Source organism: Vibrio sp. HDW18 (assembly GCF_011306175.1).
Taxonomy (GTDB): Bacteria; Pseudomonadota; Gammaproteobacteria; order Enterobacterales; family Vibrionaceae; genus Vibrio; species Vibrio chanodichtyis.
In genome coordinates, this window is record NZ_CP049913.1 from 1,673,413 (window position 1) to 1,689,587 (window position 16,175).

13 protein-coding genes, 1 other RNA gene and 1 pseudogene are annotated in these 16,175 nt (G+C 47.1%); 8 read left to right on the forward strand and 7 right to left on the reverse strand.

Features of this window, described 5'->3' with window-relative positions:
* Window positions 1-13: 13 nt before the first annotated feature.
* Window positions 14-1,105 carry a 3-isopropylmalate dehydrogenase gene (gene leuB, locus G7083_RS08210; RefSeq protein ID WP_166014326.1) on the reverse strand — a complete coding sequence of 364 codons (1,092 nt, stop codon included), beginning with the start codon at window positions 1,103-1,105 and terminating at the stop codon, window positions 14-16.
* A 104-nt stretch (window positions 1,106-1,209) separates the two neighbouring features.
* Window positions 1,210-2,760, reverse strand: a complete 1,551-nt coding sequence (leuA, locus tag G7083_RS08215; protein WP_166014327.1) for a 2-isopropylmalate synthase — start codon at window positions 2,758-2,760, stop codon at window positions 1,210-1,212.
* A gap of 380 nt (window positions 2,761-3,140) precedes the next feature.
* On the opposite strand from leuA, the gene G7083_RS08220 reads away from it, so the two are divergent.
* The 6 genes and pseudogenes from G7083_RS08220 (at window position 3,141) to ilvN (ending at window position 10,665) form a co-directional block, all read left to right on the forward strand.
* Window positions 3,141-3,674: a phosphatase PAP2 family protein gene (locus G7083_RS08220; protein WP_166014328.1), complete on the forward strand. Its 534-nt coding sequence runs from the start codon at window positions 3,141-3,143 to the stop codon at window positions 3,672-3,674.
* Window positions 3,671-4,759, forward strand: a pseudogene (locus G7083_RS08225) (MJ1255/VC2487 family glycosyltransferase). The gene G7083_RS08220 and the pseudogene G7083_RS08225 overlap by 4 nt, the downstream one beginning before the upstream one ends.
* A 304-nt stretch (window positions 4,760-5,063) precedes the next feature.
* A complete protein-coding gene (gene leuO, locus G7083_RS08230) occupies window positions 5,064-6,023 on the forward strand; it encodes a transcriptional regulator LeuO (RefSeq protein WP_166014329.1) in 960 nt (319 codons plus the stop codon).
* Between the two features lie 175 nt (window positions 6,024-6,198).
* The gene (locus tag G7083_RS08235; RefSeq protein WP_166014330.1) at window positions 6,199-8,004 is read left to right on the forward strand and encodes a long-chain fatty acid--CoA ligase; all 1,806 of its coding nucleotides are present in this window, start codon (window positions 6,199-6,201) and stop codon (window positions 8,002-8,004) included.
* Window positions 8,005-8,447: 443 nt separating this feature from the next.
* A complete protein-coding gene (locus G7083_RS08240) occupies window positions 8,448-10,169 on the forward strand; it encodes an acetolactate synthase 3 large subunit (RefSeq protein ID WP_166014331.1) in 1,722 nt (573 codons plus the stop codon).
* Window position 10,170: 1 nt separating this feature from the next.
* Entirely contained in the window at window positions 10,171-10,665 is a 495-nt protein-coding gene (gene ilvN, locus G7083_RS08245; protein ID WP_166014332.1) for an acetolactate synthase small subunit, read from the forward strand.
* A 107-nt stretch (window positions 10,666-10,772) separates the two neighbouring features.
* Here ilvN and serA read toward each other — a convergent pair whose 3' ends face one another.
* The 5 genes from serA to G7083_RS08270 form a co-directional block, all read right to left on the reverse strand.
* Entirely contained in the window at window positions 10,773-12,002 is a 1,230-nt protein-coding gene (serA, locus tag G7083_RS08250) for a phosphoglycerate dehydrogenase (RefSeq protein ID WP_166014333.1), read from the reverse strand.
* A 244-nt stretch (window positions 12,003-12,246) separates the two neighbouring features.
* Window positions 12,247-12,903 carry a ribose-5-phosphate isomerase RpiA gene (gene rpiA, locus G7083_RS08255; RefSeq protein ID WP_166014334.1) on the reverse strand — a complete coding sequence of 219 codons (657 nt, stop codon included), beginning with the start codon at window positions 12,901-12,903 and terminating at the stop codon, window positions 12,247-12,249.
* 102 nt (window positions 12,904-13,005) lie between these two features.
* A complete protein-coding gene (locus tag G7083_RS08260) occupies window positions 13,006-13,590 on the reverse strand; it encodes a 5-formyltetrahydrofolate cyclo-ligase (protein WP_166014335.1) in 585 nt (194 codons plus the stop codon).
* Between the two features lie 3 nt (window positions 13,591-13,593).
* Window positions 13,594-13,778, reverse strand: a non-coding RNA gene (gene ssrS / locus G7083_RS08265) — 6S RNA.
* 13 nt (window positions 13,779-13,791) lie between these two features.
* Entirely contained in the window at window positions 13,792-14,097 is a 306-nt protein-coding gene (locus G7083_RS08270) for a cell division protein ZapA (RefSeq protein WP_166014336.1), read from the reverse strand.
* 241 nt (window positions 14,098-14,338) lie between these two features.
* On the opposite strand from G7083_RS08270, the gene G7083_RS08275 reads away from it, so the two are divergent.
* A complete protein-coding gene (locus G7083_RS08275) occupies window positions 14,339-14,914 on the forward strand; it encodes a YecA family protein (RefSeq protein WP_166014337.1) in 576 nt (191 codons plus the stop codon).
* An 84-nt stretch (window positions 14,915-14,998) separates the two neighbouring features.
* Window positions 14,999-16,168, forward strand: a complete 1,170-nt coding sequence (gene ubiH / locus G7083_RS08280; protein ID WP_166015018.1) for a 2-octaprenyl-6-methoxyphenyl hydroxylase — start codon at window positions 14,999-15,001, stop codon at window positions 16,166-16,168.
* Window positions 16,169-16,175 lie beyond the last annotated feature (7 nt).

A 16,175-nucleotide genomic window follows, 5' to 3' on the forward strand; every position in this document is an offset into this window, starting at 1 on the left:
CACCTCTTTGATCCTATGCATTCAAAATATAATTAGCGATTTGATCACCCATCTCAGAGGTTGAGAGTACCGGTTTACTGCCAGATAAATCGGCAGTGAGCTGTCCAGCGGCGAGCGCTTGGCTTACCGCCTGTTCTATATCACGTGCAGCGGCTTCTTCACCTAGGCTATAACGTAACATCAGTGCGGCTGATAAAATCTGTGCCACAGGATTGGCGATATTTTTACCAGCGATATCCGGTGCGCTGCCGCCCGCAGGCTCGTATAAACCAAACTTGCTCTGATTAATGCTGGCCGAAGGTAGCATGCCCATCGAGCCGGTGATCATCGCGCATTCGTCAGATAGAATGTCGCCAAAAATGTTCGAGCAGAGCATGACATCGAACTGAGCTGGATCTTTGATAAGTTGCATGGTGGCATTATCGATATACATGTGTGAAAGCGCGACATCGGGATACTCCTTGGCAATCTCGCTGACCACTTCGCGCCACAGGATCGAGCTTTGCAGCACATTGGCTTTGTCGATCGAGCAAACTTTGTTACGACGCAAGCGAGCCGACTCAAAGGCGATGCGCGCGATACGTTCAATTTCAAAACGGTGATAGACTTCAGTATCAAAGGCCTTTTCATGATCGCCTTGACCTTCACGGCCTTTCGGTTGACCAAAGTAAATGCCGCCAGTGAGTTCACGTACTACCACAATATCGAAACCGCGAGCAGAGATGTCAGCACGTAGTGGCGAAAAGCCTTCTAGGCCTTGGTGGATCTGAGCGGGACGTAAATTACAAAATAGTTGGAAGTGTTTACGCAGTGGCAGTAAAGCACCGCGTTCAGGCTGTTGATTGGGTGGCAGATGTTCCCACTTTGGACCACCGACGGAGCCGAACAAGACGGCATCCGCATTTTCGCAAGCATGCAAAGTACTTTCTGGCAGTGGACAACCGTGGTTATCAATCGCAATACCGCCAACATCGTGCTGTTCACGGATTAAGCGTAAACCGTGTTTCTTTTCTATCGCATCCAATACCTTATAGGCTTGTGCCATCACTTCCGGACCGATGCCATCTCCGGGCAATACGGCAATTTTGTATTGTTTATCTATCATGTGAGTCCTTTCTGAACGATTTGTAAGTTGGATTACTGCTACTGGATATGATGGGTTATTTGCGGTGCCACCGAGTGGGTGGCCGCCTCAAAATGGCTATTGCCCTAAACCGTAGCCAGATTTTTTTTCTGTTTAATTTGCGCTATTTGATTGGCGCGATGAATGCTGTTGATAACATGCAATAACGCTTGACCTGACGCTTCAATAATATCGGTTGAAATGCCTGTACCATGGTATTTCTGCCCTTGGTAATTGGCGATAATATCTGCTTGACCTAGGCCATCTTCGCCTTCGCCTTTGGCGGTTAAATCGAACTTATCCAGCACAATTTCATAACCAGTAATCCGATAGATACATTGATACAGCGCATCGACCGGACCGTTACCGACGGCGGCTTCGCATTTTTCTTCCGTGCCACACTGCAGTTTGATACTGGTGGTGGCCATTAGGCTGCCCGATTGCACACTTAAATAGTTGAGTTTGTAAAAATCATCTTCTTCACGCAAATTGGAAAAATGCATTAGGGCTTCTAAATCGTAATCAAATACCTGACCTTTGCGATCGGCCAGCTTCAAGAAGTCTTCATATAGAGCATCCAAGTTGTATTGATCTTGGTTGTAGCCCATTGATTGCATATGACTTTTCACGGCGGCTCGACCGCTACGGCTAGTCAGATTCAGCACTTGGTTTTTTAGGCCGATCGATTCTGGAGTCATAATTTCATAGGTATTTTTGTTTTTGAGCATGCCATCTTGATGGATTCCTGAAGAGTGGCTAAAGGCATTGGCTCCCACAATCGCTTTGTTGCTTTGGATTGGCATATTGCACAGTTGGCTAACCAGTTTACTGGTACGGCTGATCTCTTCATGTTTTAGCGCCGTTGTCACACCAAGCAGTGCTTGACGAGTTTTGATGATCATGGCGATCTCTTCTAATGCGCAGTTGCCAGCTCGCTCACCAATACCATTGATAGTTCCTTCAACTTGACGAGCCCCGGCTTGAATTGCGGCAATCGAATTGGCAACTGACATCCCGAGATCATCATGACAATGCACCGAAATAATCGCTTTATCAATATTGGGTACCCGATTAAATAGGGTGTGAATAATATTGCCAAACTCACTTGGCACTGTGTAACCGACAGTATCGGGAATATTAATGGTACGTGCACCAGCATTGATCGCCGCTTCCACCATGCGGCATAGGTTGTCGATAGGTGTACGGCCGGCATCTTCACAAGAGAACTCGACATCATCGGTGTATTGGCGAGCATGCTTGACCGCTTTAACCGCCATTTCTAGCACATCGTCGTAGCTGCGCCGCAGTTTGTCTTGCACATGAATCGTTGAAGTAGAAATAAAGGTGTGAATACGAAACGCTTCGGCAACTTGTAATGCTTGCGCTGCCGCATCAATGTCTTTGGTCACCGCTCGCGCAAGAGCACACACACGGCTATGTTTGAGGTTTTGGGCAATGGTTTGCACCGATTCAAAATCACCCGGCGAAGAAACCGGAAACCCCGCTTCGATGATATCCACCCCTAAGCGTTCCAGTGCGTAGGCGATTTGTAGCTTTTCTTTTACCGTTAGGCTGGCAGACAGCGCCTGTTCACCATCACGTAATGTGGTATCGAATATAATCACCTGATCATTCATGTTTGCTTCCTCGCACGGTAGAGTTAACTACTCACTTCCTAGATGTGGATAAAAATCGGCGATAAAAAAACCCGCATCGGCTGCGGGTTTGTTATCTTGTGTGGTGTTTTTCTGCCACAACCTACCCGCGTGATGTTTCCACGATCAGTAGTAGGCCCAGTAGCAGAGAAAAACGCATTGTCATTAGTAACAATCCACTCGATTAAGTTAACAGATTAGTACCTTACTCGACACAACACGTCAACCCTAAAGTTGATTTTTTATGCAATTCGGTCAAAGTGTCAGCGTTGTTGTCACCATTTCGCCAAACAATTTTCACTAGACTGTCATTTGCTCTCGATAAGCTCAAAGTATCACCCTACGTGACAAAAGGATGTGTGATGCGAGTGATCAAACCTATTGCTAATTTGGATTTGGCTTTTTCGTTACTTTGCTTACAGCACAAGTATAACCTTCCACTTGCCCGCTTTAGTAAATCAATCTCCCACACTGGCGATGGCCATCTCTACATTGTGATGGGGTTGCTTGCTTGGTTGCTAGATAGCGTATGCGGCGCACAGTTTTTGACCATGGGGCTATTGGCTTTTGCGATCGAACTGCCGATCTATTGGCTGATGAAAAATAGTTTTCAGCGCCGCCGACCACAAGAATTCTGTACATTGGTCACGGCTTATATCACGCCCAGTGATCGGTATAGTTTACCCTCTGGGCATACTGCTGCGGCTTTCGTGATGGCGACTTTAATTGGTTACCTCTATCCACAGTGGTATGTGGCGGCGGTGAGCTGGGCCGGATTGATTGGGCTAGCACGAGTGTTACTTGGTGTGCATTTCTTAAGTGATGTACTGGCTGGCGCTGTGCTTGGTATTGCGAGTGCAACTTATGCGATTAGCGTGGTGGAGAAAGCCATTTGAAAATACTGTATGGGGTACAAGGTACGGGCAATGGCCACATTGCTCGTTCACGAGCGATGTGTGAAGCGCTACAACGACGACAGATGGACGTCGATTATCTGTTCTCAGGGCGTGCAGCGGATAAGTATTTCTCGATGGAATGTTTTGGTGAGTTTAAAACTCGGCGCGGGCTGACGTTTGCCACTGAAAATGGTCACGTCAATTACGTCAAAACACTATGTAATAATAGTCTGTGGCAGTTTTGGCAAGAAGTGCGAACGCTGGATCTCTCTAGTTATGATTTGATTTTAAACGATTTTGAGCCGGTGACCGCGTGGGCCGCGAAATTACACCAGCTACCTTGTATTAGTATTAGCCATCAAAATGCTTTTTTGTATTCAGTACCGCTAAAAGGTGCTTCTTGGCTGGATAAGCAGATTTTACGTCATTTTGCGCCAGCTAATCACCATTTAGGGTTGCACTGGTATCATTTTGATCAGCCAATCTTGCCGCCAATTATCTATCCATCCAAGCTATTACTCAGTCAGCAGCCTTTTATTCTGGTGTATCTACCCTTTGAAAATATTCATGAAATTTGCGAATTATTGTATCGCTTCACCCACACCCGTTTTATCTGCTATCACCCTGATGTACAACACCATGAATGCTCGGAGAATGTTGAGTTGCATTGTTTGCAGCATGGCAATTTTCAGCATCATTTGCATCAATGTCAGGGAGTGATCACCAGCGGTGGATTTGAACTGCCTTCGGAAGCATTAGCATTAGGGAAAAAATTACTGATCAAACCATTACATGGTCAATTTGAACAAGTGAGTAATGCGGCAACTCTTGAGACACTAGGTTTAGCCAATGTGATGGAGTTCCTCGACCCGACCTGTGTGCGTAGATGGCTGGATGAAAAGCAAGCTGAGCGTGTCAGCTATCCTGATGTGGCCGAGAGTTTAGCCGAGTGGATTATGCAGGGCTAGTGGCATGATAGTACGACGCTGTGCCAGCAACTCTGGCAACAAGTCGATTTTCCGAGTTATACGATCTTTACCGATGAACTTATCCACCCTATGAATCTTACGTTAAAACGGTTTTGACGTGAATATTAAACTTATTAAACCCAATGCATGTAACTATCATTAATAATCCATAAAAAACCATTATGTTTTAAACTTTATGGATTTTTATAAAAATTAATCACATTGATTAATAAGGTTATTTTTAATTAATGGCTAAAATTAGCTGACTTTTTGTCAAGACTATTGCAAAGGCTTGAATAATTAGTCGATATTACTCGCCATCCACCAAGTATCTGGCCGGTAAATATTAAAAACAGCACTTATTTATTCACCCGCGATGTATTCATTTCTATTGCGAGTGATAACACTGTGAGGCATGCAAATGTTAGATAAAAAAGACGCAATGAGTGCCATTGCAAGTTACCGTATGGAAAGCACTCTTCGAGGGGTTGATCTCAATTTGTTAACCGTATTTGACGCGGTCATGCAAGAGCAAAATATCACTCGTGCGGCACATAACTTAGGAATGTCACAGCCCGCAGTCAGTAATGCGGTTGCGCGTTTAAAAGTGATGTTTAATGATGAGTTGTTTATGCGTCAAGGGCGTGGCATTCAGCCTACTCAGCGCGCTCGCCACCTGTTTGGCCCCATTCGTCAGGCGTTGCAGTTGATCCGCAATGAATTACCAAGCTCAGTTTTCACACCAGAAACCTCGACCCGCCTATTTAAATTGGCTATCTGCAGCCCTTGTGATTTGCGTTTTGCACCTCAGATCATGACTTCGATTGACGAGTTGGCACCCAGTGTACAATTGCATCTTGATGCAGAGTTTGATCGCCAAATTGCTGAGCGTATGCGCTATCAAGAAATTGATTTTGTTATCGATTATGCACGCTTTGATGAGCAAGGCTTCTCAAGCACAGAAATTTTTCAAGATGAGCTGGTGGTCGTGGCTTCTCAATTACATCCACGCATTCAAGGCGCGATTAGCGCTGAGCAATTGGCGGATGAAAAGCATGCCAAACTGTCTAAAATTCATGGTCAACGTAGTTTCTCTGAACTGGCGTATCGTGAGTTTGATTGCCAGTCTTACTATGAAGGAACTAGCCTGAGCAATGTGTTGTACGTGGTCGGCCAATCTGAATTAGTGACCGTAGCTCCGCGTTGGATGGTGGAGAGTGCGGCTAATCGTGAGCAGTTACAAATCCTGGCGTTCCCTTTTGCTGATGCCAACATTGCAGGTTATTTGAGCTGGCATGAGTCGAGTGAGAAAGATAAAGGCCACATTTGGCTGCGCGATCAACTGATGATGATTTGCGGAGAAGTGGTCGCTCGGCGCTGAGCTTAATACATCAGCAAAGAATTAAGCCTTAGGCAGTGAATGCTGCTTAAGGTTTTTTTGTTACAGAATGAGTATTCATCAATAATTTTGATGTCGGCCAGTTGTGTTTTCGGTGCTGGAAGGTACACTCGTGCGCTGAAAAAAGGCTTACAGGTGTAAGCTATAGGTAAGAGATATGACGAACTTAGATTTTCACATCGTTAAACGGATCCGCCAACGCATTACTCAAGGTGGCGAACGCGCTGCTCTCAAGTATAAAAATGCCGGTGTATGGCAAGATATCAGTTGGCAGCAATTTGGTGCGCAAATGGATGAACTGTCCATCGCCCTATTAGCGCAAGGAATTGGCGTTCAAGATAAAATAGCGATTTTCTCCAATAACATGCCACGCTGGACTATCGCCGATTTTGCTGCATTACAGATCCGAGCGGTGACGGTTCCTATTTATCCTACCAACACTCCAGATCAGGCCGCTTACATTTTACAAAATGCTGATGTAAAAATCGTTTTTGTTGGCGAGCAAGCACAATTTGATGCGGCATTCAGTCAGTTTGAACGCTGTGCTGAGCTACGTTTGATCGTAGCGATGAGCCGAGAGATTGATCTGCAGCAAGCGGATTGTGCAATGTACTGGGATGATTTTGTCGCACAACATCAAACCCAAGATCACGCACAACTCGATACGCTACTGGCACAAGCCAACTATGACGATCTATTTACCTTGATTTACACTTCGGGTACCACAGGTACGCCGAAAGGTGTGATGCTCGATTACCGTAATATTGCCGCTCAGTTAGAGGGGCATGATCAACGACTGAATCTAACTGAGCAAGATGTCTCGCTGTGTTTCCTACCGCTATCACATGTGTATGAACGCGCATGGACCGCCTATGTATTATACAAAGGTGTAGTGAACTGCTATTTGCAAGATGTCGCTCATGTGCGTGAGGCGTTAAGCGAAGTGCGTCCAACCGTGATGTGTGCCGTTCCGCGTTTTTACGAAAAAATCTTCTCCGCTATCCATGAACGAGTGTCTAAAGCGCCATTGATCCGCAAAGTGTTGTTTACTTGGGCGGTCAATATGGGAGCCAAAATGGTTGTTTGCCATCAACAGCAACGACAACCTTCTTGGTTGCTAAAGCAAAGTCATCAATTAGCGGACAAATTAGTATTAAGTAAACTGCGTGCACTGCTTGGCGGGCGGATCAACTTTATGCCGTGTGGCGGGGCTAAGTTGGATGAAACGATTGGTCGTTTTTTCCATGCGATTGGGATTAACGTCAAGCTAGGTTATGGCATGACGGAAACGACCGCGACAGTCTCTTGTTGGGATGATCACGGTTTTAACCCTGATTCAATCGGCATTACCATGCCGGGTGCGGAAGTAAAAATTGGTGCTAAGAATGAAATTTTAGTACGCGGACCGATGGTGATGCGAGGCTACTATAAGCTTGAGCAAGAAACAGCGGATAGCTTTGATGAACAGGGTTTTCTGAAAACCGGAGATGCGGGTCACATCGATCAAGATGGCAACCTGTTTATCACCGACCGCATTAAAGAGCTGATGAAAACCTCTGGTGGTAAATATATTGCTCCACAATTGATTGAAGGCGCGATTGGTAAAGACCACTTTATCGAGCAGATCGCGGTGATTGCCGATACGCGCAAGTTTGTTTCCGCCTTGATTGTGCCTTGTTTTGATTCATTGGAATTGTATGCCAAAGAGCTCAACATTAAATATCACAATCGGCTAGATCTGATTAAGCACAGTCAAGTGTTGGAAATGTTTGAAAAACGAGTCAATGAACTGCAAAAAGAGTTGGCGAAGTTTGAGCAGGTCAAAAAATTCAAGCTACTGCCGAAAGCCTTTTCGATGGACAGCGGTGAATTGACCCCAACCCAAAAATTGCGGCGTAAAGTGATCAGTGATCGCTATCAAGATGAAATCGAAGAGATGTATCAAGATCCGTCGAAGAAATAGTCCCTTCAAGCGATAAGTGGATGATTAGACACCACCTGGTTTAGCGACCCGGTGGTGTTTTTTTACATGGCAAATCGGATCACACAGGCTGTTCATAGCCATCAACCGCCTATTGCAGCACGCGGTTGATGCGGCGGAACCACAAAATAATCTACTTTTTTTAGATGCCTGATTGGATATTCAATCTAAATCCCGATCACCTGCCAAAATTGCATGCTTAATCATCCACAGATTGTTGGTCGCGCTCAAAAAATACCCAAATTTGGGTTAGACCCATTGTTCATAACGCGTTACATTTGTTACGTAACCTGATGGCTGTTATGACAGACGCAGGACATAGCCGAAAGCGGAGCGTTTTCGAATTAGGCTACCAATAAGCCCTAAACTATGTAAAACCAAGCCTTGTGCCGACCGAGCATAAGGTTGGTTGGTAAGGAGACAATATGGAAATGTTATCTGGCGCAGAGATGATAGTGCAGTCTCTGATCAATGAAGGTGTCGAGCAAATCTTCGGTTATCCAGGTGGCTCGGTACTCGATATCTACGATGCCCTGCATGAAAAAACCGATCAAATCAAACACGTTTTAGTTCGTCATGAACAAGCCGCGACTCATATGGCCGACGGTTATGCGCGTGCGACGGGTAAACCTGGAGTAGTGTTGGTCTGCTCAGGACCGGGTGCGACTAATACCGTGACTGGCATTGCGACCGCTTATATGGACTCGATCCCGATGATCGTCATCTCCGGCAACGTCGCGACTAACTTGATTGGTAATGATGCGTTTCAAGAGTGCGACATTGTCGGCGTATCACGACCCATTGTGAAACACAGTTTTTTGGTTAAAAAAGCGCAAGATATACCGGAAACGATCAAAAAAGCCTTTTATATTGCCGCCAGCGGGCGGCCGGGTCCTGTGGTGATCGATATTCCGAAAGATGTCATGAATCCATTGCATAAATTGCCTTATCAATATCCCGATACGATCAAAATGCGCTCTTATAACCCGACCACGGCGGGTCATAAAGGGCAAATCAAAAAAGGCTTACGTGCCTTATTAGACGCGAAAAAACCAGTACTTTATATTGGTGGCGGAGCGGTGACTGCCAATGCCGAGCGGCAGGTGCGCCAATTGGCACAAGCGCTCAATTTACCTGTGGTGAGTACCTTAATGGGGCTGGGCGTATTTCCCGGTAGCGATAAACATTCGCTCGGTATGCTCGGGATGCATGGGGTGTATGAAGCCAATATGGCGATGCATCATGCCGATCTGATTTTTGGGGTCGGGGTGCGTTTTGATGACCGTACGACCAACAACTTAGAGAAGTACTGCCCGAACGCGAAAATTATGCATATCGATATCGATCCATCATCGATTTCAAAAAACGTTAAAGTCGATCTGCCGATTGTGGGTTCTGCCGACCAAGTGCTGGATGGCATGATCAAGCTTCTTGAAGAGAACGCTGAACGTAATGATCCGGTTGCATTAGATCGTTGGTGGAGTGAGATCCAAGTATGGCGTGATCGCCAATGCTTGGCCTATCAAACCTCCGCTGAGCGGATCAAGCCACAGCAAGTGATCGAGACGCTATATCGCCTTACCCAAGGTAACGCGATTATTGCCTCGGATGTTGGTCAGCACCAAATGTTTGCCGCGCTTTATTATCCATTTGCTAGGCCACGGCAGTGGATCAACTCTGGTGGTTTAGGCACTATGGGTTTTGGTTTGCCCGCAGCGATGGGGGTGAAATTTGCCCTGCCTGAGCAAGAGGTGTTAGTGGTCACCGGAGATGGCAGTATTCAAATGAATATTCAAGAGCTGTCAACCGCACTGCAATACGATATTCCGGTAAAAATTATTAATTTAAACAACCATTTCCTAGGAATGGTCAAACAGTGGCAGGATATTATTTATCAAGGACGTCACTCCAACTCCTACATGAGTTCAGTTCCCGATTTTGCCGCTATCGCCGAGGCGTATGGTCATGTGGGGATCCGTATCTCCCATCCTGATGAGCTGCAAGCCGGGCTGGAAAAAGCGCTAGCGATGAAAGATCGTCTGGTGTTTGTCGATATTCATGTCGATGAAACTGAGCACGTTTACCCCATGCAGATCAAAGGTGAGGGGATGGACAAAATGTGGTTGAGCAAAACGGAGCGAACTTAACATGAGACACATAATTTCACTGCTATTGGAAAACCAACCGGGTGCTTTATCACGTGTAGTTGGGCTGTTTTCACAGCGCGGCTACAATATTGAAACGCTCAATGTATCGCCAACCGATGATGCCACTTTGTCACGGCTCAATATCACTACCAAAACCGATGAGATGCAGTTAGAGCAGATCCAGAAGCAACTGCATAAATTAATCGATGTGTTAAAAGTTCAAGAGGTAACGGAGTGTGAGCATATTGAACGTGAACTGATGCTAGTCAAAGTCAAAGCCACCGGTTTTGCTCGTGCTGAAGTTAAACGCACCACAGATATTTTCCGTGGCCAAATTGTGGATGTTAGTGCAGCGCAGTACACCATTCAGTTGGCTGGTGCGAGTGAAAAATTGGATGCATTTATAGATGCGATGGCCGAAGTCACCGAAGTGATTGAAGTTGCACGCAGTGGTGTAGTGGGCATTGCACGTGGAGAACGTGCACTACGAGCTTAACGATCCGCAGGAAGTAATAAAGCCAGCCGTTATTCAAGCACTGGCTTTTTTGCTTTATCAGCCAAGATCACCTCCATCCAGTGATAGCTGGATGGAGGTGTAGCATATTAATGCAGAATACGAGCGCGAATGGTGCCTTCGATCGCTTTTAGCTTAGTTAATGCTTCTTCAGAACGAGCTGTTTCGACATCAATCACCACATAGCCAAACTCTGCGGTGGTTTGCAGATACTGGGCGGCGATGTTGATCCCTTCCTCGGCGAAGATGGTGTTAATTTGAGTTAACACCCCTGGACGGTTGGCGTGAATATGCAGCAGACGCGAGCAGTTACGATGCTCAGGCAGTGATACTTCAGGGAAGTTGACGCTGGATAGGGTTGAACCGTTGTCTGAATATTTGGCCAGTTTACCCGCAACTTCAATACCAATGTTCTCTTGTGCTTCTTGGGTTGAGCCGCCGACATGCGGGGTTAGAATGACATTGTCAAACTGCAATAAAGGCGATGTGAATGGTTCTTTGTTTGAAGCTGGCTCTTCCGGAAACACATCAATCGCTGCGCCAGCAATATGACCAGACTCCAGTGCATGACATAGTGCTGCAATATCAACCACGGTACCGCGAGCTGCGTTGATAAAAATCGAACCTGGTTTCATGCGGGCAAATTCATCGGCACCCATCATGTTTTTGGTGCCAGCATTTTCTGGCACGTGCAGCGAAATCACATCACATTTATTGAGCAGATCGCTGAGGGTATGTACTTGAGTCGCATTACCCAAAGAGAGTTTATTTTCAATATCATAGAAATAAACCTGCATACCTAAGTTTTCGGCAATGATACCAAGCTGAGTGCCAATATGACCATAGCCGATAATACCTAACCGTTTGCCACGCGCTTCATAGGCGTGATCGGCACTTTTTTGCCAAATGCCACGATGGGCGAGGGCGTTTTTCTCGGGGATGCCGCGCAGTAACAGTAGAATTTCACCGAGCACTAGTTCAGCAACACTACGGGTATTTGAGAACGGTGCGTTAAACACCGGAATACCACGTTTAGCGGCGGCATTAAGGTCGACTTGGTTGGTACCAATACAAAAACAACCGATCGCGACCAGTTTTTCGGCCGCATTGATCACTTTCTCTGTCAGATTACTGCGTGAACGGATCCCCACAAAATGTACATCTTTGATCGCTTCGATCAATTCAGCCTCTTCAAGCGAACCTTTATGGTATTCAATATTGCTGTAACCGGCCGCTTGCAGTACTTCAACTGAAGAGGGGTGAAGTCCTTCAAGCAGGAGGATCTTAATTCTGTCTTTTTCCAGTGAAACTTTGGCCATTTTATCGTCCTTAAAACAATGGGAAGGTGGGCTAACTGGCGCCGTCGTTCGAAAGTTGAGTCATGATCTAGAAAAGCAAACGTTTTCCTTGTGCGCCTTCTGCTCATTAAACTAACAAACTTTTTTGGCTTTGGGTAAGAAAATTACGGAATAAGACAGAGTTTTCTTAGAAAAAAGCCTAAAAAACGGCACCGATGGGTGCCGTTTGTAAGCGAATAACGGAAAAGGGCGATGCCCTGCTCGTTTACTCTTCGATTTTGGCGCCTTGTGCCGTGCCAGTGATCACCACATCTGCTCCGCGGTGGGCAAAAAGACCGACCGTGACGACACCGGCGATGCCGTTGATCTTAGTTTCCAAATCTTTTGGATGGCTGATGCGCATATTGTGTACATCGAGGATCATATTACCGTTGTCGGTGATCACGCCAGTCCGATAGACCGGATCTCCGCCCAATTTAACCAGTTCACGTGCAACATAAGAGCGTGCCATTGGGATCACTTCGACCGGCAGAGGGAAATCACCAAGTACGTCAACCGCTTTACTGCCATCGACGATACACACAAATTTTTTGGCAATTGCGGCAACAATTTTTTCACGAGTTAGCGCAGCACCACCGCCTTTGATCATATCGCGCTGTGGATTGATCTCATCAGCACCATCGACATAGATATCCAACTCTGCAACGTCATTGCAGTCATAGACATGGATACCGAGCGCGGTTAATTTCTCGCTAGATGCAACCGAGCTAGACACGGCACCTTTGATTTGATCTTTAACCGAACCAAGTGCATCGATGAAGTGATTGACAGTCGAACCTGTGCCCACACCGACAATACTGCCTTTTTCTACGTACTTTAGGGCAGCCCAACCGGCGGCCTTTTTCATTTCATCTTGAGTCATGCCTATCTCCAAAATAGCGTTTATCTTGCGCGGCGCGATTATAACCCCAAACCGCAACGGCAAGTCATCCTTTGGCGCAGGTCAAACTGAGCAATTGATCGGTTACCACTGCCAAACCTTGCTGGGAGTCACAATTTTTCGCAACGGAACGTCCCAACTTGCAGTGGGTAGATGCTCAACCTGCTGGCAATCATGCGCCAAACCCACCGGTAACACGGCGGGTTGATGATGTAAGCAAGGGGCTAAAGTACGATCGTAATAACCGCCGCCCATGCCCAATCTTTGGCCATAGAGATCAAACGCCACCAATGGTGTGGCAATGATATCGAGGTGTTTGACCGGGCAGATCAAGCGTTGATCGAGTTTTGGCTCGCGAATGCGGTAACGATTTTCGCTCATGATGGTATCAGGATGGTAGTGCAAAAACAGCAGATGCCCTTTGGCAAAGGGGTGTAATACGGGCAGATAGACCTGCTTACCTTGTTGCCATAGCCACTCGATTAATGGTTGTGTATCGAGTTCACCATCGTTGGCAAGATACAGTGCTATGCGCTGCGCGGTGGAGAGTTCTGGCAGGGTTGCAAAACGATCAATCAGTTGCAGGCTGGCAGTGCGTTGTTGTAAAGCGGATAGCGCTTGTCGACGCAGACGCATTTGCTGGCGAAGCTGAGTACGAGGATCGGTCATAAAGGGAACCCCAGGGTGCCGTTGAGGATTGTAGCCCTTGAACCTGCAGGTTCAAGGCGGATCAATAATAGTAACCGTAGGCTTCTCGGTACAAGCCGAGCTTGCTCAATAGCTACCCAATACCAATCCTGTTATGTTGCTTATCGGCTCAGGGGACGTAAATCCACTGACGAACACCCCAGGGTAAATCAATGCTTGCGCTTATTTGTTCCGCTGTACATTTTGCAATGCGGCTTCTAATGAGGTGGTGAGCTGTTCCATGCGCTGACTCAGTTGTGACTGAGCACCTACATTTTCTTGTTGCTTGGTTTGTAATTCATAGCAGATGTTGAGCGCCGCGATGGTCAATAATTTCACCTCATTGGTGACTTTAGTCCGCTCTGCCATTTCTTTCAATCTATGGTCGAGATCTTGCGCTGCTTGAAGTAAAGACGCTTCTTGACCTGCTGGGCAATTTACCCGGGTCACTTTGCCCAAAATTTCAATATCAACCGCTTGATTACTCATAATAAATGAACTCTTTTGGCGTATCGAAAAGATCAATCCGCTCTAGTGACCATTGAGGTGGAACTATAGGTAAAGCCAAAACAAGATTCAAGCCTTTCTGGTCGCAAGCGGATAAATCAACGCTTGAAAACTCATGATTTGGACAATTTGCGCAAAAGCTAATCAGCAACCGCAGCTGAGCATTTTCGCTGTGGCGTTGAAGTGATAGGATTAGTGAAATTTCTCGCTGAGTGGATCCTACATGACCAAACCGACACTTCCTACCTATCTCGCCTTAGCCGACCAACTGCATAGTGCTTCTCTCGCGATGAGTCCCGCTGAATTACAAGGTTTACTGACCGGCATGTTGGCGGGGGGCTTAAATGTGCATGATAAAAGCTGGCAAGCGCTGCTTTTTGATTATACCAATGATGGTATGGGGTGGCCAACGGGTGCTTTAGCCAGTGCAGAACAAACGCTAGTCGCGACTCACGCCGAATTAGTGGCAACCGATCTTGAACTCTCTTTGCTACTGCCAGAAGAGGAAGGTGAGAATGCCTTGTTTGAACTCTCGGATGCGGTGGCAGAGTGGATTAACCACTTTATCTCTGGACTCGGCTTGAGTGGCGCGGATCTGCCGCGCGCTTCAGCACAAGCCAAAGAGGCACTCGATGATCTGGAAGAGATGTCCAAATTGGGCATTGATGAAGAGGATGATTTAGCCGAGCAGGGCGAACTATTAGAGCAAGTGATTGAGCATCTCAAAGCTTGTGTATGGGTATTGCACGCTGAGTTTGGGGCCAAACCGACCTCAGATCAGACTCCAACGCTACATTAATCATCGAGCATGGTTATCAAGTATGGCTAAGGAAGCGTGATGACAGGCACCGACACCAGTACACACAATCGTGATTTGCCGCCGATGTTTGATGTGATCATCGCTGGCGGTGCAATGGCCGGGGCGACGCTCGCGCTTGCCTTACAGCAACTCAGCCAAGGCCGGCTAAAAGTTGCATTGATTGACGCGGTTGCCGCAGATCATGAGGCACATCCTGGTTTTGATGCACGCAGTATTGCGCTCTCTTATGGTACGGTGCAGATTCTGCAACAGTTACAACTCTGGCCGAGCTTACGTCCCGTCGCCACGCCGATTGCGCAGATCCACGTGTCGGATCAATTTCATGCGGGGATGACCGAGATTGATCGAGAATCGCTGGGGATTGAGGCGTTGGGCTATGTGGTCGAATTGGCCGAAGTTGGGCGTATCTACGCTGAACTGATGGCACAATATTCTGCGCTTTGGCAGTTTATGCCGCATCGCGTGAGCCATATTACGCGTCAAGCGGATTGGGTGAGCGTACAGTTGGATAGTGGTGAAAGCTTACGCGGTAAGCTGTTGGTGGCCGCGGATGGTGCCATGTCGAGCTGCTGCCAAGCTTTAGGCTTAACCATGCATGAGCATGATTTTGCCCAAGTGGCGCTGATTGCCAATCTCACCACTGCTCAGCCACATGCCGGACGCGCTTTCGAGCGCTTTACCCCGCATGGCCCGCTGGCTTTGTTGCCGATGAGTCAAGATCGCTCGTCACTGGTGTGGTGTTTGCCACCCGAGCAAGTCGATGAATGGCTCACTTGTACGGATCGCGAATTTTTACACCGCTTACAGCAAGCGTTTGGTTGGCGGTTAGGCGAGTTTACCCAAGTTGGCCAGCGTAACGTCTATCCGCTGCTGCTCCGTTACCGTGAGCAAAATATCTCCCATCGCTTTGCACTGGTGGGGAATGCGGCACAAACGTTGCATCCGATTGCAGGGCAAGGCTTTAATCTTGGGATACGTGATGTTGCAACTTTAGCCGAGCAAATTGCGCATAGTGAAGATGCCGGCGAGTATGCACTATTGCAGCGTTTTTCTCAGTTGCGTCAGGCAGACCGCGCTGCCACCATCGAGCTTACCACTGGCTTGGTGCATACTTTTTCCAATCCGTGGTGGCCAATGTGCGTTGGGCGCAACCTCGGTCTGATGATGATCGATCATCTTCCCTTATTAAAAACGCCGTTATTGCGCCGTACCCTCGGCTTAGTTAACCGCTAATAGGTAA